The sequence below is a fragment of the Rhizobium sp. N324 genome (assembly GCF_001664485.1).
GTDB lineage: Bacteria > Pseudomonadota > Alphaproteobacteria > Rhizobiales > Rhizobiaceae > Rhizobium.
Map to the genome: position 1 here is coordinate 2,140,667 of NZ_CP013630.1, position 22,326 is coordinate 2,162,992.

Annotated in this window: 18 protein-coding genes and 1 pseudogene; 13 read left to right on the forward strand and 6 right to left on the reverse strand. The window is 61.3% G+C overall.

Annotation, left to right across the window (positions count from 1 at the left end):
- Positions 1 to 7: 7 nt before the first annotated feature.
- From AMK05_RS10375 to AMK05_RS10390, 4 genes and pseudogenes are all read right to left on the reverse strand, one after another.
- Positions 8 to 1,135, reverse strand: a complete 1,128-nt coding sequence (locus tag AMK05_RS10375; RefSeq protein WP_064838378.1) for an amino acid ABC transporter permease — start codon at positions 1,133 to 1,135, stop codon at positions 8 to 10.
- Entirely contained in the window at positions 1,132 to 2,346 is a 1,215-nt protein-coding gene (locus tag AMK05_RS10380) for an ABC transporter permease subunit (protein WP_064838379.1), read from the reverse strand. The genes AMK05_RS10375 and AMK05_RS10380 overlap by 4 nt, the downstream gene beginning before the upstream one ends.
- A 57-nt stretch (positions 2,347 to 2,403) precedes the next feature.
- Positions 2,404 to 3,437, reverse strand: a pseudogene (locus tag AMK05_RS36090) (transporter substrate-binding domain-containing protein).
- 306 nt (positions 3,438 to 3,743) lie between these two features.
- Positions 3,744 to 4,640 carry a LysR family transcriptional regulator gene (locus AMK05_RS10390; protein WP_064838380.1) on the reverse strand — a complete coding sequence of 299 codons (897 nt, stop codon included), beginning with the start codon at positions 4,638 to 4,640 and terminating at the stop codon, positions 3,744 to 3,746.
- Between the two features lie 126 nt (positions 4,641 to 4,766).
- On the opposite strand from AMK05_RS10390, the gene glyA reads away from it, so the two are divergent.
- The 10 genes from glyA (at position 4,767) to hflX (ending at position 16,906) form a co-directional block, all read left to right on the forward strand.
- A complete protein-coding gene (gene glyA / locus AMK05_RS10395; RefSeq protein ID WP_064838381.1) occupies positions 4,767 to 6,044 on the forward strand; it encodes a serine hydroxymethyltransferase in 1,278 nt (425 codons plus the stop codon).
- Between the two features lie 89 nt (positions 6,045 to 6,133).
- Positions 6,134 to 7,030: a bifunctional methylenetetrahydrofolate dehydrogenase/methenyltetrahydrofolate cyclohydrolase FolD gene (folD, locus tag AMK05_RS10400; protein ID WP_064838382.1), complete on the forward strand. Its 897-nt coding sequence runs from the start codon at positions 6,134 to 6,136 to the stop codon at positions 7,028 to 7,030.
- Between the two features lie 22 nt (positions 7,031 to 7,052).
- Positions 7,053 to 7,949 (forward strand): formyltetrahydrofolate deformylase, encoded by an 897-nt coding sequence (gene purU, locus AMK05_RS10405; protein ID WP_064838383.1) that lies wholly within the window; start codon positions 7,053 to 7,055, stop codon positions 7,947 to 7,949.
- A gap of 432 nt (positions 7,950 to 8,381) precedes the next feature.
- Positions 8,382 to 8,906 (forward strand): TadE/TadG family type IV pilus assembly protein, encoded by a 525-nt coding sequence (locus AMK05_RS10410; RefSeq protein ID WP_064838384.1) that lies wholly within the window; start codon positions 8,382 to 8,384, stop codon positions 8,904 to 8,906.
- A gap of 99 nt (positions 8,907 to 9,005) precedes the next feature.
- On the forward strand, positions 9,006 to 9,998 hold the full coding sequence (locus tag AMK05_RS10415; protein WP_064838385.1) for an AraC family transcriptional regulator: 993 nt from the start codon (positions 9,006 to 9,008) through the stop codon (positions 9,996 to 9,998).
- 598 nt (positions 9,999 to 10,596) lie between these two features.
- Positions 10,597 to 12,867 (forward strand): sensor histidine kinase NtrY-like, encoded by a 2,271-nt coding sequence (locus tag AMK05_RS10420; RefSeq protein ID WP_064838386.1) that lies wholly within the window; start codon positions 10,597 to 10,599, stop codon positions 12,865 to 12,867.
- Positions 12,857 to 14,221: a nitrogen assimilation response regulator NtrX gene (gene ntrX, locus AMK05_RS10425; RefSeq protein ID WP_064838387.1), complete on the forward strand. Its 1,365-nt coding sequence runs from the start codon at positions 12,857 to 12,859 to the stop codon at positions 14,219 to 14,221. The genes AMK05_RS10420 and ntrX overlap by 11 nt, the downstream gene beginning before the upstream one ends.
- 64 nt (positions 14,222 to 14,285) lie before the next feature.
- Positions 14,286 to 15,149 (forward strand): D-amino-acid transaminase, encoded by an 864-nt coding sequence (locus tag AMK05_RS10430; protein WP_064838388.1) that lies wholly within the window; start codon positions 14,286 to 14,288, stop codon positions 15,147 to 15,149.
- Between the two features lie 111 nt (positions 15,150 to 15,260).
- Complete coding sequence (hfq, locus tag AMK05_RS10435; RefSeq protein ID WP_003539403.1) at positions 15,261 to 15,503, forward strand: RNA chaperone Hfq; 243 nt, start codon at positions 15,261 to 15,263, stop codon at positions 15,501 to 15,503.
- Positions 15,504 to 15,580: 77 nt separating this feature from the next.
- Positions 15,581 to 16,906, forward strand: a complete 1,326-nt coding sequence (gene hflX, locus AMK05_RS10440) for a GTPase HflX (RefSeq protein WP_064838389.1) — start codon at positions 15,581 to 15,583, stop codon at positions 16,904 to 16,906.
- Positions 16,907 to 17,181: 275 nt separating this feature from the next.
- On the opposite strand, the gene mazG is transcribed toward hflX, so the two are convergent.
- The gene (gene mazG / locus AMK05_RS10445; protein ID WP_064838390.1) at positions 17,182 to 18,027 is read right to left on the reverse strand and encodes a nucleoside triphosphate pyrophosphohydrolase; all 846 of its coding nucleotides are present in this window, start codon (positions 18,025 to 18,027) and stop codon (positions 17,182 to 17,184) included.
- 6 nt (positions 18,028 to 18,033) lie between these two features.
- Positions 18,034 to 18,621, reverse strand: a complete 588-nt coding sequence (locus AMK05_RS10450; protein WP_064838391.1) for a deaminase — start codon at positions 18,619 to 18,621, stop codon at positions 18,034 to 18,036.
- 265 nt (positions 18,622 to 18,886) lie between these two features.
- On the opposite strand from AMK05_RS10450, the gene cysG reads away from it, so the two are divergent.
- Genes cysG through AMK05_RS10465 form a run of 3 tightly spaced genes read left to right on the forward strand, consistent with a single transcriptional unit; the run spans position 18,887 to position 22,319 of the window.
- Complete coding sequence (gene cysG / locus AMK05_RS10455) at positions 18,887 to 20,323, forward strand: siroheme synthase CysG (RefSeq protein ID WP_064841331.1); 1,437 nt, start codon at positions 18,887 to 18,889, stop codon at positions 20,321 to 20,323.
- A gap of 2 nt (positions 20,324 to 20,325) precedes the next feature.
- A complete protein-coding gene (locus AMK05_RS10460) occupies positions 20,326 to 20,640 on the forward strand; it encodes a DUF2849 domain-containing protein (RefSeq protein ID WP_064838392.1) in 315 nt (104 codons plus the stop codon).
- A gap of 8 nt (positions 20,641 to 20,648) precedes the next feature.
- Positions 20,649 to 22,319, forward strand: a complete 1,671-nt coding sequence (locus tag AMK05_RS10465) for a nitrite/sulfite reductase (RefSeq protein WP_064838393.1) — start codon at positions 20,649 to 20,651, stop codon at positions 22,317 to 22,319.
- Positions 22,320 to 22,326 lie beyond the last annotated feature (7 nt).

The window sequence follows — 22,326 nt, forward strand, 5'->3', positions numbered from 1 at the left end:
GAACAGCTCAGCGGGCACTCGTTGCCATATGGTCTTCGAGCTTTCTGGCGGCATAGGTGATCATCGAGCCGACCAGGAAATAGGTGACGAGCAGGAACGAGAGGACTTCGAAAGTCCGGTCGCCATATTGCGGGTTCGCCAGGATCATCTGCCCCGCGCGGAGAAAATCCGTCAGCCCGATGATGAAGACGAGCGGCGCGGAGTTGAAGATGTCGAGCACGTTGCCGACCAGTGGCGCCACTACGACCCGGAGCGCCTGTGGCAGAACGATCGAGCGGTTGATGTCGAATTCGCTGATGCCGAGAGACCTTGCCGCCTCGGTCTGGGCGCGCGGAACCGCCTGAAGGCCGCTTCGGACATATTCGGCGACATAGGCGGAGTAGAAGATCGTGAAGCCGATCATGCCGCGCGCGACGTCGGCCAGTCCCCACTGCGGTGCAAGGACAGGCATGAGGATCCAGATCCAGTAGACGACGAGGATGAGCGGCACCGAGCGCATGACCTCGATGTACCAGGTGCAGATGATCCTGAGACTTGAGAGCCGGCTCTGCCGTCCGAACGCGAGCAGGATGCCGATCGGCAGAGACAGGACCGACGTCACCAGCGTCAGCAGAACGCTGAGAAGAAGTCCGCCCCAGAGCCCCACGCCCGGAGGGGCCATGACCGCAACGACGACGATGAAGCCCGTAAACGCCGCAGCAGGCATCGCCTTCCTGGACAATGGCACATACGACGTCAGCACCCATCCCAGCGAGGTTGCGGCAACGACGCCTGCCGCGGACATGGCGTTCTGCGGATCGCCATGATCGACGATCAAAATCAACAAGGGGACGAGAGCGAGAACCAGCCCATGGTGAGGCTTGAACGAAAACACGCAGCCGAGACCGGCGCCCAGGGTCGCTGCGATGATCGCCGACGCCGTCCATGCGCGCCACGCCTGATCGGCTGGAAAAACGCCGATCATCAGCACCCGCAGGCTCTGCACGACAATATCCCACCTTGCCGTGGTGAGCGCCCAGTCAAGGATCGAATAGGCGAGCCAGAGCGCGCCTGGAATGACCAGCAGCGACAGGGCGATGTCGAAAGGCTTTCCGAACAGGTTGTGGCGGGTCCATTTTATTGAGGTGGCGATCATTGCGACACTCCCATGGGGTTAAGACGGCGGTTCGCCCAGTACACAGACGAACTGATGATCCAGCTGAGGATCAGGTAGGACGCCATGACGATGATGATGCCTTCAAGGCTGTGGCCGGTCTGATTGGCGATCGTCCCGTAAATGTTGAACAGATCCGGATATCCGACCGCGATCCCGAGCGCGGTGTTCTTGGTCAGGCTGATATACTGATTGCCGAAGGAGGGGAGAACGACGCGGAACACTTGCGGAAGGATGATGTCGTTGACGGTGTCGCGGCGGCTGAGCCCCAGCGACCCCGCGGCCTCCCATTGGGCCTTCGGAAGAGCGTCGATCGCGCCGCGGACGGTTTCGGCGATGAAGGAAGCGCTGCTCACGACGACGGCAAGCAGAAGGGCTGCCATCTCCGGGCTGATGCTGGTTCCGCCGCTCGCCTTGAACTTGTTGGCGACGGGGAAATTCACGGTCATCCCGCCGGTCGCGACCAGCAGCCCGAGGCAGACGACCGCCGCGGCGACGCATATCCGCCGCGCTCCACGGACGGGGTCGAATATTGCGCCGAGCGCCGACACTCCTGTGGCGGTGACCAGGATCAGCGAAAGGGTGGATGCGCCGCCGGTCCAGGACAGCGTGGGGACGTATATGCCTTGCTGGCTGACGATAAGGCCGCCGTAGAGCTTTGCTGCAGACGCCATTGGCGGAAAGCGCAGCACGACCGCGAAGTACCAGAAGACGAGCTGTATGAGCAGCGGCGTGTTGCGGACGAACTCCACGATCCAGAAGCAGAGGTTTCGCACCACCCAGTTGGTGGAGAGACGGCCGACGCCGAGCATCGTTCCGAGGATCGTGCTGAGGATGATTGCCAGCAGTGCGATTTTCGCGGTGTTGAAGATGCCTGTGACGAAAGCCGATGCGACCGACATCTCCGAAGAGAACTGGGCGAGGCTGGGGACGAAGCCTTCACCTGATGTCAGCGTCCATCCTTCGCTGATATCGAAGCCGGCGGTGTTGGCAAGAAACGAGAAGCTGAACCGTATGCCCTTCTCGGCAAGGCCAGCCTTGACCGCATATGCCAGCATCCCGAGCAGCACGACGACCAGAACGACGATTCCGAGCTGGATCGCTTCGTGCCGGATGCGATTGCGCAGGCGCCGCGACCTCAGTCTGTCACCCTCTGCCATGCCGCGGATCGCACTCGTTTCATGGATTGTCATGTTCAGGCTCCAAGTGCTTGGGGGTCGAAACGTTGTGGTCCCGACCCCCGGCCGGCATCAGTTCCAGAGCGGCGAGTAGATTGCGCCACCCTGCGTCCACAAGGCGTTCGGTGTGCCCTTGCGGTCGAGATACATCTTGGTCTTCGGACCGAGGTTACGATCGTAGGCCTCGCCGTAGTTGCCGACGGCCTTGATCGCCTGAGCAATGAAGTCGTCGGAGAGGCCGAAGTCCTTGCCGTAGCCGCCGCCATTGCTGCCGAGGAACTTCTGAACGAAGGGATCTTCGCTCTTCAGCTTTTCGGCCAGATTGGCCTGGGTGATCTCGGACTCTTCGGCCTGGAAGAGGCCGTATTCGATCCAGCGCAGCGCGTTGCGCCACTTGGAGTCGTTGGCAGCCACGAAGCCGCCGAACGGGGACTTGTCCAGCGTATCCGGGAGGATCAGATAGTCGGCTGGCTTCGGTGCATTCCCCGCCCAGGCGGCAAGGGCTGATTTGTCGGTGCTCATCGCATTGCAACGACCCGAGTTGAGAGCGGAGAAAAGCTTCTCGAGGTTTCATAGGTCAGGACCTTGGAGTCCTTCCAACCGCGCGCCTTGAAGGCAGCAGCCAGAACCGTCTCGGTGGCCGATCCCTGGGTGGTGCAGATCGTTGCACCATCGAGGTCTGCGAATTCCTTGATCCCGGCATCGGTTTTCACCATGAGGCCGGTACCGTCGTAGAAGTTGATCGGCAGGAAATCGATCGCGATTGACGATTCGCGCGCCGGTTTGATCGTGGTGTGGGCGAAGACGACATCGACCTGGCCGGTAAGGACTGCGTCAAAGCGGCTCTTGTCGGTCACCGTGATGAACTTGACCTTGGAGGCGTCGCCGAGAACGCCGGCGGCAACCGCTTTGCAGAAGTCGACGTCGAGCCCTTCCATCTGTCCGGTCGTGGTATTGAGATAGCCGAAGCCGGGAGCGGTGTTGTCGGTGCCGCAGTTGAGCACACCGCGCTGCTTGACTGTGTCGAGAACGGAGGCGGAAGCATTGGCCGCCGTGAACGCAACGCCTGCGAAAACGCCGGCAGTCAGGATTTTGAGTAGTTTCATCGAAGTTCCCCTTTCGGATCGCATAGTGACGGTGACGCCAAATCAATGAGCGATGGCTCGATCGAAAGTCCGGTAAGACGCTGGAGGCGTTATCGCCTTTCTGACTGCGTCGTTCCCACTATTGGCCAAGGTCTGCGTGCGATCCTCGCTCCCAGTCCCATCAATTGGCAGATGGAGAGTAGGAGTGGGGTCTCTTCAAATCTACTTAATTCTCCTGAGGTGATACATTAGGAAATCTGTTGTTTTGTTGCCTCGACGCCGCATTGAGGTGGTCGGCATGGTGCGCGGTCGCGCTGACACCCAGCGTCAAGACAGCGGCGGCTTCTCGGCCATTCGGTCAAGGAACACCTGAAGGGCTGGACTGCGCTTTTCCTCTTTGCGGAAGGCGATAAATATCCTCCGACGGATTTCCGGAACGAGCCTGCAGACCCAGACGTCTTCGAGATCGTAGCTGGCGCGCAGGCCAGGCAGGATCGAGATGCCGTAATTCTGCCGGATCAGCGCAATGGTCACTTCGAAGCCTTTGCACCTCGCCACGATGTTGGGCTTGAAGCCCTCTTCCTGACAGGCCTCCACCAGCATCCTCGTATAGGTGTCGGACGCGGTGTCGATCGCCCACCGGTCCTCCCGAAGCTCATCCAGGCCGACGGTTAGCCGCTCCGACAGCCTGTGATCTTTGGAGACCATGACGTTGAACACGTCCTCCATCAGGAAGATCGTCTCGATATTGGGATCGAGCGCGCCGGTCGGTATATTCAAGTCATCGATAATCGCGACATCCGTCTGCCAGCTTCGCAGCGCGGCAAGGCTTTCGCCCGGCTCCATTTCTTCGAACTGGACGGTGAGGTGAGGGTGCCGTTCGGCAAGATCGTAGACGACCTTCGGAATGACGGCGGCCGCCACGGAAGGAAACGCCGCCACCCGAAGTTCGCCGGAAACGACGCTTTTCAATTCGGCGATGTCTGCTTTCGCCGATTCGATTTCGATGAGGATCTTCTCTGCCCGCAGCACCAGCTGCTGGCCGGCGGGCGTCATGACAACGCCCCGGCCGCGTCGCTCGACGAGCCGTATGCCCACCTCTTCTTCAAGAAGCGCAATTTGCTGCGACACGGCCGACGGCGAGACGTGTAAGGCTTCTGCCACCGCCGCCATGGTCTTGCGGATCGACAGTTCGCGCAGTGCCCGCAGACGTCCGACATCCATAACGACCTCCTCGCGGCTCCGAAATCATTAGCATATCTGAACGTATAAGCAAATATTATTAACTTTTTCTGGTGTTTCGATCGATCTAGGTTCCGCCTCACGAATTCGAGGAATTGGAGAACTCAGATGACCAACGCTGCAAGGGTGCATTTTAACACCACCGTCCAGGAGGCCGATCCACTCGTCGCCGATGCCCTTGCGTCCGAGCGGGCCCGCCAGCAGAACCAGATTGAGCTCATCGCTTCGGAGAATATCGTCAGCCGTGCGGTTCTCGACGCCTTGGGGCACGAGATCACCAACAAGACACTCGAAGGCTATCCGGGCAATCGTTTTCACGGTGGCGGACAGTTCGTCGACATTGCCGAGCAGGCCGCGATCGACCGCGCCAAGCAGCTGTTCAATTGCGGCTACGCCAACGTCCAGCCGCACTCGGGGACCCAGGCCAACCTGGCCGTCTTCTTCCTGCTCCTGAAGCCAGGCGAAAAGGTGCTGTCGCTCGACCTTGCAGCCGGCGGACACCTGTCGCACGGCATGAAGGCGAACCTGTCGGGCCGCTGGTTCGACGCCAACAATTACAGCGTCAACCCGCAGAACGAGGTCATCGACCTTGATGAGATGGAACGCATCGCCGAAGAAATCCGCCCGAAGCTGCTGATCACCGGTGGTTCGGCATATCCACGCGAACTCGACTTCGAGCGCATGTCCAAGATCGCAAAGAAGGTCGGCGCCCACTTCCTGGTGGATATGGCCCACATCGCCGGCCTCGTTGCCGGTGGCGTCCATCCTTCGCCATTCCCGCATGCCGACATCGTGACCTGCACCACGACCAAGACCCTGCGCGGTCCGCGTGGCGGCCTGATCCTCACGAACAACGAGGAATGGTACAAGAAGCTGCAAGCGGCTGTGTTTCCCGGCGTCCAGGGATCGCTGCACAGCAACGTCCTGGCCGCCAAGGCGATCTGCCTGGGTGAAGCCCTCCGCGACGACTTCAAGCTCTATGCCCGCCAGGTCGTTGCCAACGCAAAAGTCCTCGCCGAAACGCTGGCGGATCGTGGCGTTCGCATCGTTTCCGGCGGCACCGATACCCACATCATCCTGCTCGATCTGTCGAGCAAGGGACTGCTTGGAAAACAGGCTGAGACGCTGCTCGCCAAAGCGAACATCACATCCAACAAGAACCCGATCCCCGGCGACAGCCCTCGTCCTCCGGAGTGGGTCGGCATGCGCCTTGGCTCCTCCGCTGCGACGACACGTGGCTTGCAGGAGGAGGAATTCCGGGTTCTCGGCCATGTCATCGCGGATCTCATCGACGCCGAGACAGAGGGCAGGACCGACGAGATCGTCGGAACTGCCAGGGCGAAGATCGCGGAACTGACCGAGAAGTTCCCGGTCTACGGCCACTAAGGCAACGTACCCAGGAAGCGGAAATGCCCCGCCCACATCTCCGGGCGCGGCATTTTGCTGGTTCGAGCTTGGATGCAATGGAGCACCCCATGGGAATGGACAGATTCACACGCGCCGCAAACATCGATGGCAAAGAGTACGCAGCAGGGCTCCTGCAGCGCATCAAGGCCGATGTCGAAACGCTGCAGGCAACGACTGGAGCCGTTCCCGGTCTGGCCGTCGTTCTGGTGGGGCACGACCCGGCAAGCGCAATTTATGTGGCCTCAAAGCACCGTCAGATGGTTGCCGCCGGAATGAAGTCCTTCGAATACCGGCTTGCTCAGGAAACCACCCAGGGCGAACTTCTTGACCTCGTGCATCACCTTAACGACGATGCAGAAGTGCATGGAATTCTTGTGCAGTTGCCGCTGCCGGCGCATTTGGATCCGAATGCCGTGATCCAGGCCATCAATCCCGACAAGGATGTCGACGGCTTCCATGTGTCGAATGCGGGCCGCCTTGCCACCGGCAACCCAGCTTTGATTCCCTGCACCCCGCTCGGCTGCATGATGCTCATCAAGGATACGCTCGGCGAGAGCCTCTCCGGCCTTCATGCCGTCATCGTCGGCAAGTCCAACATCGTTGGAAAACCGATGGCGCAGATGCTGATGAATGCCCACTGCACCGTCACGGTCGTTCACTCGCAGACAAGGAACGCGGCAGAACTTTGCCGGGCGGCCGACATTCTTGTCGTTGCGGCCGGTCGGGCGGGCCTCGTTCGGGGTGACTGGATCAAACCCGGCGCCGTCGTGATCGACGTCGGCATCAACCGGATCCAGGACGGCGAAAAATCGCGGATCGTCGGTGACGTGGCGTATGGCGAAGCCGGCCACGCGCGCGCCATCACGCCGGTGCCGGGCGGCGTCGGCCCGATGACGATCGCATGCCTGCTGTCCAACACGCTCACCGCATTCCGCCGCCATCACGCGATGATCACCGCGGCCTGAGACGACGAACAAGGAGATAGACATGACCATCACGGCCCCTCGCTACGCTCTGCGTGTCGCATGCCCGTCGATCCGCGGCGTGACGGCCGCCATCGCCGGCTATCTCTCCCAGAACGGCTGCAACATCTCCGACAGCGCGCAATTCGACGACGCCGATACCGGGCGCTATTTCATGCGGATCAGCTTCCAGCCGCATGACGGACATACGCTTGACCAGCTTCGTCAGGGTTTCGAACCGATCGCCGAGAGGTTCGAGGCAAGCGCCGAATTTTTCGATGAGAGCGAAAAGAAGAAGGTGATTCTCATGGTGAGCCGCTTCGGCCACTGCCTGAATGATCTCCTCTACCGCTGGCGCATCGGGGCGCTGCCGATCGACATCGTCGGCGTGATCTCCAACCACACGGATTACCAGCGGGTCGTCGTGAACCACGACATCCCGTTCCACTGCATCAAGGTGATTTGGGAAAACAAGCCGGAGGCCGAGGCGAAGCAGATGCAGATTGTCGAGGATTCGGGCGCTGAACTCATCGTGCTGGCCCGCTACATGCAGGTCCTGTCCGACGACATGTGCCGCAAGATGTCCGGCAGGATCATCAACATCCACCACTCCTTCCTGCCGAGTTTCAAGGGCGCCAATCCGTATAAGCAGGCATTCGAACGGGGCGTGAAGCTCATCGGCGCGACGTCGCACTACGTCACCGCAGACCTCGACGAAGGCCCGATCATCGAGCAGGACATCGTCCGCGTCACCCATGCGCAGAGCGGCGAGGACTATGTCAGCCTCGGCCGCGACGTCGAAAGCCAGGTGCTCGCCCGGGCCATCCACGCCCACATCCATGGCCGGGTGTTCATCAACGGCAACAAGACCGTCGTCTTCCCGGCGTCACCCGGCTCCTACGCGTCGGAACGCATGGGCTGATTGCCATGCTTACGCCTCCGACTTGGCTCCAAGGGCGTGATCGAGCAGCGTCCCATATGGCGCCATTCAGTCGCCTCCCGGCCATTCAGGTGACCGACGAAATGGATGTTTGGGACCGCCGCTGATTGGAGCGCAGGGAGAGGTTTTGTTTCCGCGGCAACCTCGCTCAGGACCTTTGCGTCAACCGGACCGTCCGCGATCTGCGCCCCCCGCATCGGGGGGCGAATCAGATGAGGTTTGAGGCAATCTCGCGTCACAGACCTTAAGCAGCGACTGAACGATGCCCATGGTCCAAGGCAATCTTCACCATGACGCAAAGTGACGCACATATTGCACCACCATGATTGGAAAATCAGGGTCATGCGAAATTGTTCGTGCTGTGGCTGAAAGGCATCATCCGGCACGCTGTGCCTTTGTGAATGAGCCAGGCTGATGATCCGCATTCTGAAAAAACTCCTGAATAACCGCTCTGGAGCTTCGGCTATTGAGTCTTGCTTCGTCGCGCCCCTGATAATCTTCGTCTTCATCGGCAGCGTCGCGATTGTTGACATGTTCCGTACCTATCAGAACATCGTCGGCGCGAATGGCGTGGTGGGCGACGTTATCTCGCGACAAACGTCTATCGACGCGACGTTCGTTACCAATATCTATGGGGTATTCCTGCATCTGCAGCAGCATAGGACCACGCCGAGCGCGCTTCGAATTTCGAGCATCAGGAATACCGGCGGGATCTACAAGCTCGATTGGCAGAAGGAGAGTGGCGCCACCAGTCTTCTGAAAGCGCAGGTTCTCGACAGCACGACGCTGCCCGAGATCACCGATGGCGACTCGATCATCTATGTGCAAGGTGCCGCGACCTATACGGTGCTATCCAATATCCTCGGCTTCGGACAAATGACCTTCGTCCAGCGGACCTTTACGAGGTCGCGCTTCATCAGCGCGGTCGTGTTCAACTGAGGCGCAGTGAATTTTCGGCTCGTCATGATGAGAGTGAACGAGGAGTGGTCGAGGGCGGCAGTTTTATTCTGGCCCGGCCTAATTTAGCGAAGTCATTCGATGTCACAAAGTGATGCCTCCGAGTTTTGTCCGCGCTTTCAAGGTTCGGATTTCGATGAAATGGTCGATACCTTTAAACGGCATTTCGGCCCGTTTGAGGCATCTCCAGACTGCTCTACGCGAACCTTCAATTGGAAAGCCGATTACTGGAGCAGAGGCCCAATGAGCTTGATCAGCGGGCAATACCATTGCAGTTGGCAGGTGCGCGCGGAGCCGGAAACAGCTGAATGGCTATCCATCCTTCTGCCCCGCGAGGGCGCCCTGGATATATCGCTAGGCCGGGATACAATCGAAGGAACGCCCGGCAAATTGCTCCTGGTCAACAATCGTGAGGTCGAGCGCTGTCAAGTGCGGGGAGCCCCGCATAAGTCGGATATATTGCGTTTGGATTGGGCAATCATTACACAAGCGGTTGCCGGACTCGTCGACATTTCCCCGTCTGGTAGACTCGGACTATCATCCATAATTGACCTTTCAAATACTGAGGGATGGCTTATTGGCAGTCTGGCGCAAACGATCGTGAGAGGCATGCGGCACAATGGGCCATTGCTTCGCTCGCCCATCGCCATGTCGAATTTGAGCCACGCACTGGCCGATCTGGTGGTGCAATCGGTTCCCCATCGGTTGTCACACCTCATTGGCAGGAAATCTTTCTATATTGCGCCTTGGCATGTTCGTGACGCCATCAACTTCATGCACGTCAACATTGCTCGTCCCATCACCATAACGATGGTGGCGGAAGCCGTCGGAATTTCCACTCGCTCACTCGAAGTCGGCTTCCGCTCCTTCAGGGAAACAACACCTTCCGCCTTTCTGCGCAAGATTCGCCTTCGCGCGGCGCGCGAAGATCTTCTCGACGCTTCAAATCCGGAATCGGTGAAAGACATATGCCTGAAATGGGGCTTCTTTCACCTGGGTCGCTTCTCCGCCGCCTATCGCGAAGCCTACGGGGAAAAGCCGTCGGATACGAAACGACGACAGGCAAGAACCTAATCAAATCCACCAACTATCCAATTTCCAAAGTACTGTCCGTACTCCGCATCCTTCGCCACACTGAGGTAGCTAAGGTTAGGCTCCGTTAAGCTCTACAATTGACTAATAGTGGCCAGCAAGCGCTCGCCAACAGTGTGTCGGTCGGCCGCTCAGCAACTCGATCAGAGACGGCCTCATAACTGGCCTCGCGTAGGGTTTTTGCAGCTTCGCAAAGCCCTGTGAGACTTCCTCTATCCCTCGTCGATTATGCCGCATGCTGCATGGCCCATCCACCTCGATGATGGAGCCGTTACCACAGTCGCGCTCCGCGATGACGACCGGCGGCTGAATGACGGTGGTGAGCGGACGCCCGCAAGGCGAGTGACATGACAATGTGCCTGGGCAACACGCCATTGTGTCGGTTCGAGCCCTTGGCGCGGCTTGACAATGTGGCGGGGTGCGTTGCATTTTCGCCACAATGCGTTGCTTAAAGGTCACGCAAGGGTTTTGGACATTTCGCTCCCGATCGAGTCGTTCCGGACGCTGGCTTTCTTAAGCCGGCGTTGTTTGGTTTCGATCGGCTGGCGAGGGCGGTGGGTGCCGTCTGAAGAGAGGCCGAATGACGCAGGATGGGGTATCGCCGGCGGCGGCGGGCGAGGCGGTGACCACGGTGACCGATCGCCGCGCCCTTTTCGCCGTGCCCGGCCTGGTGCTTGCCGGCGGCGCGCTCCTCTGCGCCACGGCCACACTTTTCGTGCTGCTTGGTCTCACCCCGATCGCGCCGAGTTCGCATGTCGTCATCACGTCGGTCATCGTCAACTCCTTCTTCGTCCTGACGCTGCTGGCGCTGATCGCCCGCGAGGTGGCAAGGCTGCTCAAGGCGCGCACCCGGGGCAGGGCGGCGGCACGCCTGCATATCCGCATCGTCGTGCTCTTCTCGATCGTCGCGATCACGCCGGCGATTCTCGTCGCCATCTTTGCCAGCATCACGCTGAATGCCGGTCTCGACCGCTGGTTTGCGCTGCGCACCCAGTCAATCGTCAGTTCGTCGCGCAATATCGGCCAGGCCTATATGATGGAAAACGCCAGCTACCTGCAGGGGCAGACGGTTTCCATGGCCAATGACCTGGAGCGCAACCGTGCACTCTATAGCCTCGACCGGACAGGCTTTGCCGACCTGATGACCCGCCAGGCGAGGGGCCGCGGCCTGCTCGGTTCCTTTCTCGTCGAGCGCGACGGCTCGGTGATCGTTCAGGCCGACATCGCCACCGAAAAGCCGTTGCCGGCCATTCCGCAGGACGCGCTGGAGAAGGCCGCTGCCGGCCAGCCGACGCTGATTCCGCCTGGTGTTACCAACCTCGTTGGCGCCATCATCAAGCTCGATGCCATCCAGGGCACCTTCCTTTATACGGTGCGCGCCGTCGATCCCAAGGTCATGGGCGCCATGCGCATGATGGAGGAGAACGCCACGGAATACCGGTCGATGGAAGCCAACCGCTTCTCGCTGCAGGTCGCCTTCGCCGTGCTCTATATCGGCTTCGCGCTGATCGTGCTGCTCGCGGCGATCTGGACCGCGATCGCCGTTGCCGACCGCATCGTCCGGCCGATCCGGCTGTTGATCACCGCTGCCGACAGCGTCGCATCGGGCAATATGGATATCGTCGTGCCGGTGCACGCCGTCGATGGCGACGTCGCCAATCTGTCGCGCACCTTCAACAAGATGATCTCGGAAATCCGCACCCAGCGCGACGAGATCCTCGAGGCCAAGGACGAAGTCGACGACCGCCGCCGCTTCATCGAGGCGGTGCTGTCGGGTGTGACCGCCGCCGTCATCGGCGTCGAGCACGACCGCCGTATCGCCATCGTCAACAGTTCGGCCGAGACGCTGATGTCGCTGTCGGCCGACGAGATGCTCGGCAAGCAGCTGGCCGACATCGCACCCGAGGTCGATCAGGTATTGACCGAGGCGGCGTCGCGTCATCGCGGCGATTTCCGCAAGCAGATCGCGCTGGTGCGCGGCGGCACGGTGCGTACACTGAGCGTTCAGGTCACCCGCGAGGAAGTGCGCGACATGAGCGAATCCTATGTGATCACACTCGACGACATCACCGATCTCGTCATCGCCCAGCGCTCCACCGCCTGGGGCGACGTGGCAAGGCGCATCGCTCATGAGATCAAGAACCCGCTGACGCCGATCCAGTTGTCCGCCGAGCGCATCCAGCGCCGTTACGGCAAGCAGATCGACCCGGACGACCGAACCGTCTTCGATCAGTGCACCGATACGATCATCCGCCAGGTCGGCGATATCGGCCGCATGGTCGACGAATTCTCCGCCTTTGCCCGCATGCCGAAGCCGACCAAGGAGCCGAGTGACCTGCGCGATATCCTGCGCGACGCGATCTTCCTGCGCGAGATGGGCAACAACCACGTCACCTTCGGGCAGGATTTCGGCGATCAGCCGCTGGAGGGCCTGTTCGACAGCCGCATGCTCGGCCAGGCTTTCGGAAATCTGATCAAGAATGCCGTTGAGGCGATCGAGGCGGTGCCGAGCGACGAACGGGACGAACGCAAGATTCTGGTGCGCGCCGCCTTCGATGCCGGCCGCGACCGCTTCACCGTCGATGTGATCGACAACGGCCGCGGCCTGCCGGTGGAGAACCGCCACAGCATTCTGGAACCCTATATGACGATGCGCGAGAAGGGCACCGGCCTCGGCCTCGCCATCGTCAAGAAGATCATCGAGGAACATGGCGGGCAGCTCGAACTGCATGATGCGCCCGCCGATTTTGACCGGGGAAGAGGGGCCATGATCCGCGTGCATCTGCCACGCCGGGATCCGACGCCCGCCTCTCCCGCAGCCAATGACAAGGAAAGCGTTTATGGCCTCTGATATTCTCGTCGTCGACGACGAGCACGATATTCGCGAGATCGTTTCCGGCATTCTCTCCGACGAGGGACACGAAACGCGCACGGCCCATGACAGCGACAGCGCGCTGGCGGCGATCTCCGACCGGGTGCCGCGGCTGATCTTCCTCGATATCTGGATGCAGGGCAGCAAGCTCGATGGTCTGTCGCTGCTCGACGAGATCAGGACCCGCCATCCGGATCTGCCGGTGGTGATGATCTCGGGCCATGGCAACATCGAGACCGCCGTCTCGGCGATCAAGCGCGGCGCCTTCGATTTTATCGAAAAGCCTTTCAAGGCCGACCGGCTGATCCTGATCGCCGAACGGGCGCTTGAGAATTCCAAGCTGAAGCGCGAGGTCTCCGAACTGAAGCGCCGCACCGGCGATGCCTTGGAGCTGATCGGCACCTCGGTCGCCGTGTCGCAGCTGCGCCAGACCATCGAAAAGGTCTCGCCGACCAACAGCCGCATCATGATCCTCGGTGCCTCCGGCTCCGGCAAGGAGCTGGTGGCGCGGATGATTCACAAGAAGTCGGCCCGCGCCAACGGTCCCTTCGTGGCGATCAATGCTGCCAACATCACGCCCGACCGCATGGAAGTGGCGCTGTTCGGCACCGAGGGCACGCCCGGCCAGGCGCGCAAGATCGGCGCGCTCGAGGAAGCCCATCGCGGCATCCTCTATCTCGACGAAGTCGGCGAGATGCCGCGCGAAACGCAGAACAAGATCCTGCGCGTGCTGGTCGATCAGCAGTTCGAGCGCGTCGGCGGCTCCAAGCGCGTCAAGGTCGATGTTCGCATCATCTCCTCCACTGCCTATAATCTCGAAAGCCGCATCACCGAAGGGTGGTTCCGCGAGGATCTCTATCATCGCCTCGCTGTCGTGCCGGTGCGGGTGCCGGCGCTGGCCGAGCGACGCGAGGACATTCCCTTCCTCGTCGACCAGCTGATGCGCCAGATTTCCGAGCAGGCCGGCATTCGTCCGCGCCGCATCGGCGACGACGCCATGGCCGTGCTGCAGGCGCATGATTGGCCGGGTAATATCCGCCAGCTGCGCAACAATATTGAGCGGCTGATGATCCTTGCCCGCACAGACGGGCCGGATGCGCCGATCACCGCCGATATGCTGCCGACTGATCTCGGCGACATGCTGCCGAAGGTCTCCGCGAAAAACGATTATCACATCATGACGCTGCCGCTGCGCGAAGCCCGCGAGATGTTCGAGAAGGATTATCTGATCGCCCAGATCAACCGCTTCGGCGGCAATATCTCGCGCACCGCCGAGTTCGTCGGCATGGAGCGTTCGGCGCTGCATCGCAAGCTGAAGTCGCTCGGCGTCTGATCTTTCCGGCGCGGCCATTGCCACGCCGCATTCCCTTATAGCTTTCTGCAAGACCAGGTTTCCCATGCCGAGAATTGCCTATGTAAATGGCCGTTACGTCAAGCATTCCGATGCCAGCGTGCATATCGAGGACCGCGGCTACCAGTTTGCCGACGGCGTCTACGAGGTCTGCGAGGTCCGTCACGGCTATATCGTCGACCTCACGCGCCATCTGAACCGCCTCGACCGTTCGCTGGGTGAACTCGGTATCGCCTGGCCGATGGGTCGGGCGGCGCTGACGCAGGTCATCCGCGAGACGCTGCGCCGCAACCATGTCCGCAACGGGCTTTTCTATATGCAGGTGACGCGCGGCGTCGCCCGCCGCGACCATGTCTTCCCGGCCGAGGGAACGCCGCCGTCGCTTGTCATCACCGCCAAGAGCACCGATCCCAAAATCATCGCCGCCAAGAATGCCAACGGCATCAGGGCGATCACCGTTACCGACAATCGCTGGGGCCGCGTCGACATCAAATCCGTCGGCCTGCTGCCGAATGCCATGGCCCGCCAGCAGGCCAAGGAGGCCGGCGCCCAGGAGGCGATCTATGTCGATGGCGACGGCATGGTGAAGGAAGGGGCGGCGACCAATATCTGGATCGTCGATTCCGAGGGAACGTTGGTGACGCGGCCGGCCGAACACGGCATCCTGCGCGGCATTACCCGCACCACATTGATGGATGTCGCAGCCAAGCTCGGGTTGAAGATTACCGAGCGGAACTTCTCGGTTTCCGAGATGCTCGCCGCCCGCGAGGTCTTCCTGACCGCAGCCACAAGTATTTGTTTTCCGGTCGTTTCCGTCGATGGCCAGACGATCGCCAACGGTCATCCGGGCAGTGTCTCGCAGAAAGTCCGCGAAGCCTTTTTCGACGTTGCGGAAAAGATTGCGATTTGATACCAAGATTTGCTGGACGGGTGGAATGAGGGTGCCACCGGTCTTGCATGGTGAGGTTGATTGATACTCCACCGGCCAGCTCAGGTCGGCAATAAAGAAAGAAGCGGCGCGATGGCGGAACGTTCTCAGAATCTTCAGGATCTATTTCTCAATACTGTTCGCAAGCAAAAGATTTCCCTGACAATCTTTTTGATCAACGGCGTGAAACTCACGGGCGTTGTTACCTCTTTCGACAATTTCTGTGTTCTTCTTCGCCGTGACGGCCATTCGCAGCTCGTGTATAAACATGCGATCTCGACGATCATGCCGGGCCAGCCCATGCAGATGTTCGAGAGCGAAGAAGCAGCGTCCTAACAGGATCAGCCGTCATTTCGACACGCGATACCAAGAAGGATTCGATCATCCCTGAGGCCGCCAAGCACAGGGACGACATGCGCGCGACCGTCGTCGTGCCGGTTCTGAAATCGCGCAGCCGCGGCGGCCAGAGCGAATCGGCCTCGACCCGCACGCCGGAAAGCCGGCTGGAAGAGGCGACCGGCCTTGCCCAGGCGATCGACCTCGACGTGGTCAACGGCCAGGTCGTGCCGGTCAACGATCCGAGACCGGCGACATTGCTCGGCACCGGCAAGATCGAGGAGATCAAGGCGCTGCTCGACGAGCGCGATTCCGGTCTCGTCATCGTCGATCATCCACTGACCCCGGTGCAGCAGCGCAATCTCGAAAAGGAATGGAACGCCAAGGTCATCGACCGGACGGGCCTCATCCTCGAAATCTTCGGCCGCCGCGCCTCCACCAAGGAAGGCACGCTGCAGGTCGATCTCGCCCATCTGAATTACCAGAAGGGTCGGCTGGTCAGAAGCTGGACCCACCTTGAACGCCAGCGCGGCGGCGGCGGCTTCATGGGCGGCCCGGGCGAAACCCAGATCGAAGCCGACCGGCGGATGCTGCAGGACCGGATCATCAAGCTCGAACGCGAGCTGGAGCAGGTCGTGCGCACCCGCCAGCTCCACCGCGCCAAGCGCCGCAAGGTGCCGCACCCGATCGTGGCGCTCGTCGGTTATACCAATGCCGGCAAATCGACGCTGTTCAACCGCATCACTGGCGCCGGCGTGCTGGCCGAAGACATGCTCTTTGCGACGCTTGACCCGACGCTGCGCCGCATGAAGCTGCCGCACGGCCGCACCGTCATCCTGTCCGATACCGTCGGCTTCATCTCCGACCTGCCGACCCATCTGGTCGCCGCCTTCCGGGCAACGCTGGAAGAGGTGCTGGAAGCCGATCTCATCCTGCATGTCCGCGACATGTCCGATGCCGACAACCAGGCGCAGAGCTCCGACGTCATGCGCATTCTCGGCGACCTCGGCATCGACGAGGCCGAATCCGATAAGCGGCTGATCGAGGTCTGGAACAAGATCGACCGGCTGGAGCCCGAGGTCCACGACGCCATGGTGCAGAAATCAACAGGCGCCAGCAACGTCGTCGCCGTTTCGGCCGTCAGCGGCGAGGGCGTCGACACGCTGATGGACGAGATCAGCCGCCGGCTCTCCGGCGTTATGACCGAAACCACCGTCCGCCTTCCCGTCGACAAGCTGGCGCTGCTGCCCTGGCTCTACGACCACGCGATCGTCGACGGCCGCGAGGACAACGAAGACGGCTCGATCACGCTCGATTTGCGCCTCTCCGAAACCGAAGCCACCGAACTCGAACGCCGTATCGGAAATGGGCCGAAGCCGCCGCGCGAGGATTGGGAGCGGTGAGCGGGCCTTCGGGCGCGCGCTTTCCTCCATCCTCTTAAACGGCGGATCGGACAGCTCAGCAAGGGCCGAATGGCTCGATTGAGTGAGAGGAAGCAGGGACGTTGCCACATCTCCCTTCTCCCCGGCGGGGAGAAGATGCCGGCAGGCAGATGAGGGGAGCGGCAAAGCCGCGAATGCGCTGAGCGCAAGCGAAGGGCAATGAATGGGGGGCCGTGTGGCCCCCTCATCCGACCCTTCGGGCCACCTTCTCCCCGCTGGGGAGAAGGGGAGAAAGCTCATTCAGCCCCAGCCATCACAGCCCGCTCAATCGCCTTCGCCGCCTGCCAGATCTCTTCCATCCGCTCAAGGCTAGCCGCCTCCAGCGTCTCGCCTTCTGCATCAAGAACATTCTCTATGTGGCTGAACCGACGCCGGAATTTCGTATTTGTTCTACGCAGCGCCTGTTCCGGATCGGTCTTCACATGCCGGCCGATATTGACGACAGCGAAGATAAGGTCGCCGAGTTCGTCGCTGACCTTTGCGCGGTCGCCGTCTCGCAGTGCCGCCCGCAATTCGTCGATCTCCTCTTCGATCTTGTCGAGGATCGGCTCGGGCGCCGACCAGTCGAAGCCGACCTTGGCGGCGCGTTCCTGCAGTTTTAGCGCTTCCGTCAAAGCCGGGAAGCTGCGCTGCACGGAGCCGAGGAAGCCGCCCTTGAAATCCTCGGTAATGCCGCGCCTGGCCCGCCGCTCAGCACGTTCGCGTTTTTCCGCCTGCTTGATCTCGTCCCACTGGATCTTTACCGCATCCGGCGTGTCGGCCGCCGAGCGGGCGAAGACGTGCGGGTGGCGGCGGATCATCTTGGTGGTGATGGCGTTGACCACGTCGCCGAAGGAGAATTCGCCGGCCTCCTCGGCCATGCGGGCATGGAAGACCACCTGCAGCAGCAGGTCGCCCAACTCGTCGCAGAGATCATCCATATCGCCACGTTCGATCGCGTCGGAAACCTCGTAGGCCTCCTCGATCGTATAGGGTTTGATCGTCTCGAAATTTTGCTCGATGTCCCAGGGGCAGCCGGTTTCGGGGTGGCGCAGCGCTGCCATGATCTCGATCAGCCGGGAAATGTCTTTGGAAGGTTCCATGGTGCCTCAGTTAAGGGGAATATCGTTGGCGATCTTCGACGACTGGTAGGTGGTGGAAAGCGCGTCGTAGCGCGCCTTGATGCGGACGGTCTGCGCCTTGAGTGCCTCTCTCAGTTGAGCCTCTTCGGTCTCGACGAGATCGGCGATGGCAAAGCTGTTCCAGAAGGCGTTCTGCCGGCGATAGCCGCCGGGTTCAAGCCCGAAGACCTCCTTCAGGATCTTCAGGTCGTGCGGAATGGCAAACGCGTCGCGGGAATCCTCGTGGCTGAAGAAATAATAGAAATTGTCGAAGCCCGCCCAGGTGATCGCCGACATGCACATGGTGCAGGGTTCATGGGTGGAAAGGAAGATCAGATCCTTGGTCGCCGGTTTTTCGCCAAGTTCGTAGAAGCGCTTCAGCGTATGCACCTCGCCGTGCCAGAGCGGGTTCTCCAACTCGTTGTTGGTCTCGGCGACGACGAGCGACAGATCGGATTTGCGCAGGATCGCCGCGCCGAACACCTTATTCCCAAGCGAAACGCCGCGCTCGGTGAGCGGCAGGATATCGTCCTCGATGACCGAAAGCAGGCGGGCGGCGATGGTCTTGTCAGGCATTGGCGTCTCCGGTTTCCCTCAGTCTATCGCCTCGGCGGTGCAAGTGAAATGCGCCAAACGCCGGTGGACGCTGTTTGTCACAGGCTTTATAGTGCGCTGCAGCAAATGCGCTGACATGTGCTGTTTTGGTCAGCATGGGTGACTTTTCTCAAATCGCTGATGCTACGAGCAAAAGAATACGCACTTGCTGGAGCTTTCGAATTTATGTTCCTTTAAGCCCTTGTCGATCAAGGGCATATTCCGGCAACTTCGAAGTGGATTGATGATGTCTCTCAGGACCGAACAGCTTTCGGTATTTCCCGCCTTCTTTCGCGTGGAAGGCCAGAAGACGGCTGTCTTCGGCAATGGCGACGAAGCTTTCGCCAAGGTGCGGCTACTGCTCAACACACGGGCGCGGATCGTCGCCTATGCCGAGAGGCCGGAAGCCGATTATCATGCTTTCCTGATCGCCAACCGCATCGAGACCGTGCGCGCCAGCTTTTCCGCCGGCCAGGTCGAGGACTCGGCGCTCGTCTTCGCCGCCACCGGCAATGAAGCCGGCGACCGCGAGATCGTCGATGCCGCCCGCGCCGCAAGCATTCCGGCCAATGCCGTCGATCAGCCCGAATACTGCGATTTCTTCACCCCGGCGCTGGTCAATCGCGCCCCGGTCGCTGTTGCGATCGGCACCGAAGGGGCGGGACCGGTGCTGGCGCAGATGATCCGCGCGCAGATCGACCAGCTTCTCTCTCCCTCGCTCGGGCGCCTGGCCGGATTGGCGACGAGCTACCGCAAGGCGGTCGAGCAGTTGGTGCCGCGCGGCGTTTCCCGCCGCGTCTTCTGGCGCCGATTCTTCTCCGGCGCCGTTGCCGATGCGGTCGCCAACGGCAACCTGCCGCAGGCCCGCCAGGCTGCCGACCGGCTGCTGGGCACGATGGACAAGGTTGCTGGCCACGTCTGGCTGGTCGGCGCCGGTCCGGGGGCTGAGGATCTGCTGACGCTGCGCGCCCAGCGGGTGATGATGGAAGCCGATGTCATCGTTTTTGACGCACTCGTGCCGCAGGCGATCGTCGATATGGGCCGTCGCGACGCCGAGCGGCTTTCGGTCGGCAAGCGCAAGGGCTGCCATTCGAAATCGCAGGAAGAGATCAACGAGCTCTTGGTCGAGCTCGGCCGCCAGGGCAAGCGCGTCGTCCGCCTCAAGTCGGGCGATCCGCTGGTCTATGGCCGGGCAGGGGAAGAGATGGCCGCATTGCGGGCTGCCGGCATCACCTATGAGGTCGTGCCCGGCATCACCTCGGCTTTCGCCGCCGCCGCCGATTTCGAGCTGCCGCTGACGCTGCGCGGCGTTGCCTCTTCGCTGGTCTTCACCACGGGCCATGATCTCACCGGCGATGTGCTGCCCGATTGGGCAAGCCTTGCCGTCTCAGGCGCGACGATCGCCGTCTATATGGGCCGCACGGTTGCCGCCTCCGTCGCCGAACGGCTGATGCAGGCCGGCATTCCCTCCGAGACCACAGTCGCCGTTATCGAAAATGCCAGCCGCGCGGAGCGCCGTCTGCTGCATGGCACGCTTGCCGATCTTCCCGATCTGCAGCACCGTGACGAGTTGATGGGACCGGTCATGGTCATTATCGGCGATGCGGTTGCTGGCGCCAATTTCGAACTGTCCGAGCCGCTGGTGCGTGCGAACGCCCGGCTCGAGGAACTTGCAAGGAGCTGAATATGGTAGACAAGGTTCTGACGGCCAACCGGCTGACGGATGGCATTGCCGTCTGGCTGGATGCGAACGGGAAATGGTCCACCTCGCTGCAGGAGGCGCTTGTCGCCCGTCATAACGAAGCCGTCGAAGCGCTTGAGGCGATCGGCAAGAAATCCTATGCCGACAACGAGGTGGTTGACGTCGCCGTCGTCGACGTTCAGGAAACCGACGGTATTCTCTGGCCGCTTCGCCTTCGCGAGCGCATCCGCGCGCAAGGTCCGACCATGGAATATGCCCCGGGCTACGCTCCGGCCGATCCCGAATTCATTGCAGTCTGAGGAAGACGATGTACCGTTACGACGAATTTGACCATGCCTTTGTCAGCGAGCGCGTCGAGCAGTTCCGCGACCAGGTCCAGCGCCGCCTTGCCGGCGAGCTTGCCGAGGATGCGTTCAAGCCGCTGCGCCTGATGAACGGCGTCTACCTGCAGCTGCACGCCTACATGCTGCGCATCGCCATTCCCTATGGCACGCTGAGCGCGCGCCAGATGCGCATGCTCGCCCATATCGCCCGCACCTATGACCGTGGCTATGGCCATTTCACCACGCGTCAGAACCTGCAGTTCAACTGGCCGAAGCTGTCGGAAATCCCCGATGCGCTGGCCGATCTCGCAAGCGTCGAGATGCATGCGCTGCAGACCTCGGGCAACTGCATCAGAAACGTGACGGCCGATCACTTTGCGGGTGCAGCCGCCGACGAGATCGCCGATCCCAGGCCCTACGCCGAAATCCTGCGCCAGTGGTCGTCGGTCCATCCGGAATTCTCCTTCCTGCCGCGCAAGTTCAAGATCGCCGTCACCGGCGCCGAGCGCGACCGCGCCGCCATCCAGGTCCATGATATCGGCCTGCACCTGAAGAAGAACGACAAGGGCGAGATCGGCTTTGCCGTCTATGTCGGCGGTGGCCAGGGCCGCACACCGATGATCGCCAAGCTGATCCGCGACTTCCTGCCTGAGGAGGATCTGCTTTCCTACACCACGGCAATCGTGCGCGTGTACAATCTGCATGGCCGCCGCGACAACAAATACAAGGCCCGCATCAAGATCCTGGTGCACGAAACCGGCGCCGAGGAACTGACACGCCAGGTGGAGGCCGAATTCGCCTCGCTCAGGGATAGCGAACTCAAGCTGCCGGAACAGGATGTCGAGGCGATCGCCGCCTATTTCGCGCTGCCCGATCTGCCTCAGCGCGCCGAGGGCTGGGAAAACCTTGCCCGCTGGAAGAAAGCCGATCCGGCTTTCGCCCGCTGGGTCCAGCAGAATGTGCAGCCGCACAAGAACCCCGACTACGGCATGGTGACGATCTCGCTGAAGCCGATCGGCGGCATTCCGGGCGATGCCACCGACGCGCAGATGGACGCAATCGCCGATCTCGCCGAAGAATATGCCTTCGACGAAATCCGCGTCAGCCATGAGCAGAACCTGATCCTGCCGCATGTGGCGCTGGCCGATCTCGAAGCCGTCTATCGCGGCCTCGTCGCCATCGATCTGGCCGAAGCCAATGCCGGCCTGATCACCGATATCATTGCCTGTCCGGGGCTCGACTACTGTGCGCTCGCCAATGCGCGCTCCATCCCGCTGGCGCAGGAAATCTCCCGCCGCTTCGGCAGCGCCGAACGCCAGGCCGAGATCGGCGAGCTGAAGATCAAGATCTCCGGCTGCATCAATGCCTGCGGCCACCACCATGTCGGCCATATCGGCCTGCTCGGTGTTGAGAAGAAGGGTGCCGAACTCTACCAGATCACGCTTGGCGGTTCCGGCGACGAACATACCTCGATCGGCGAGATCATCGGCCGCGGCTTCGAGCCGGACCGGGTGACGGACGCGATCGAGACGATCGTCGACACCTATCTCGGCCTGCGCCTTGATCCGTCGGAGATTTTCCTTGCCGCCTATCGCCGCGTCGGGCCGCAGCCTTTCAAGGCTGCGCTCTACGGCTCGGCTGCGGAAGCGGCATAAGGAGGCG

Bases quoted from the DNA above. Each gene is read 5' to 3' on its own strand.
- AMK05_RS10375 (WP_064838378.1), bottom strand. From the start codon at position 1,135: ATGATCGCCACCTCAATAAAATGGACCCGCCACAACCTGTTCGGAAAG.
- AMK05_RS10380 (WP_064838379.1), bottom strand. From the start codon at position 2,346: ATGACAATCCATGAAACGAGTGCGATCCGCGGCATGGCAGAGGGTGAC.
- AMK05_RS10390 (WP_064838380.1), bottom strand. From the start codon at position 4,640: ATGGATGTCGGACGTCTGCGGGCACTGCGCGAACTGTCGATCCGCAAG.
- glyA (WP_064838381.1), top strand. From the start codon at position 4,767: ATGACCAACGCTGCAAGGGTGCATTTTAACACCACCGTCCAGGAGGCC.
- folD (WP_064838382.1), top strand. From the start codon at position 6,134: ATGGGAATGGACAGATTCACACGCGCCGCAAACATCGATGGCAAAGAG.
- purU (WP_064838383.1), top strand. From the start codon at position 7,053: ATGACCATCACGGCCCCTCGCTACGCTCTGCGTGTCGCATGCCCGTCG.
- AMK05_RS10410 (WP_064838384.1), top strand. From the start codon at position 8,382: ATGATCCGCATTCTGAAAAAACTCCTGAATAACCGCTCTGGAGCTTCG.
- AMK05_RS10415 (WP_064838385.1), top strand. From the start codon at position 9,006: ATGTCACAAAGTGATGCCTCCGAGTTTTGTCCGCGCTTTCAAGGTTCG.
- AMK05_RS10420 (WP_064838386.1), top strand. From the start codon at position 10,597: ATGACGCAGGATGGGGTATCGCCGGCGGCGGCGGGCGAGGCGGTGACC.
- ntrX (WP_064838387.1), top strand. From the start codon at position 12,857: ATGGCCTCTGATATTCTCGTCGTCGACGACGAGCACGATATTCGCGAG.
- AMK05_RS10430 (WP_064838388.1), top strand. From the start codon at position 14,286: ATGCCGAGAATTGCCTATGTAAATGGCCGTTACGTCAAGCATTCCGAT.
- hfq (WP_003539403.1), top strand. From the start codon at position 15,261: ATGGCGGAACGTTCTCAGAATCTTCAGGATCTATTTCTCAATACTGTT.
- hflX (WP_064838389.1), top strand. From the start codon at position 15,581: ATGCGCGCGACCGTCGTCGTGCCGGTTCTGAAATCGCGCAGCCGCGGC.
- mazG (WP_064838390.1), bottom strand. From the start codon at position 18,027: ATGGAACCTTCCAAAGACATTTCCCGGCTGATCGAGATCATGGCAGCG.
- AMK05_RS10450 (WP_064838391.1), bottom strand. From the start codon at position 18,621: ATGCCTGACAAGACCATCGCCGCCCGCCTGCTTTCGGTCATCGAGGAC.
- cysG (WP_064841331.1), top strand. From the start codon at position 18,887: ATGTCTCTCAGGACCGAACAGCTTTCGGTATTTCCCGCCTTCTTTCGC.
- AMK05_RS10460 (WP_064838392.1), top strand. From the start codon at position 20,326: ATGGTAGACAAGGTTCTGACGGCCAACCGGCTGACGGATGGCATTGCC.
- AMK05_RS10465 (WP_064838393.1), top strand. From the start codon at position 20,649: ATGTACCGTTACGACGAATTTGACCATGCCTTTGTCAGCGAGCGCGTC.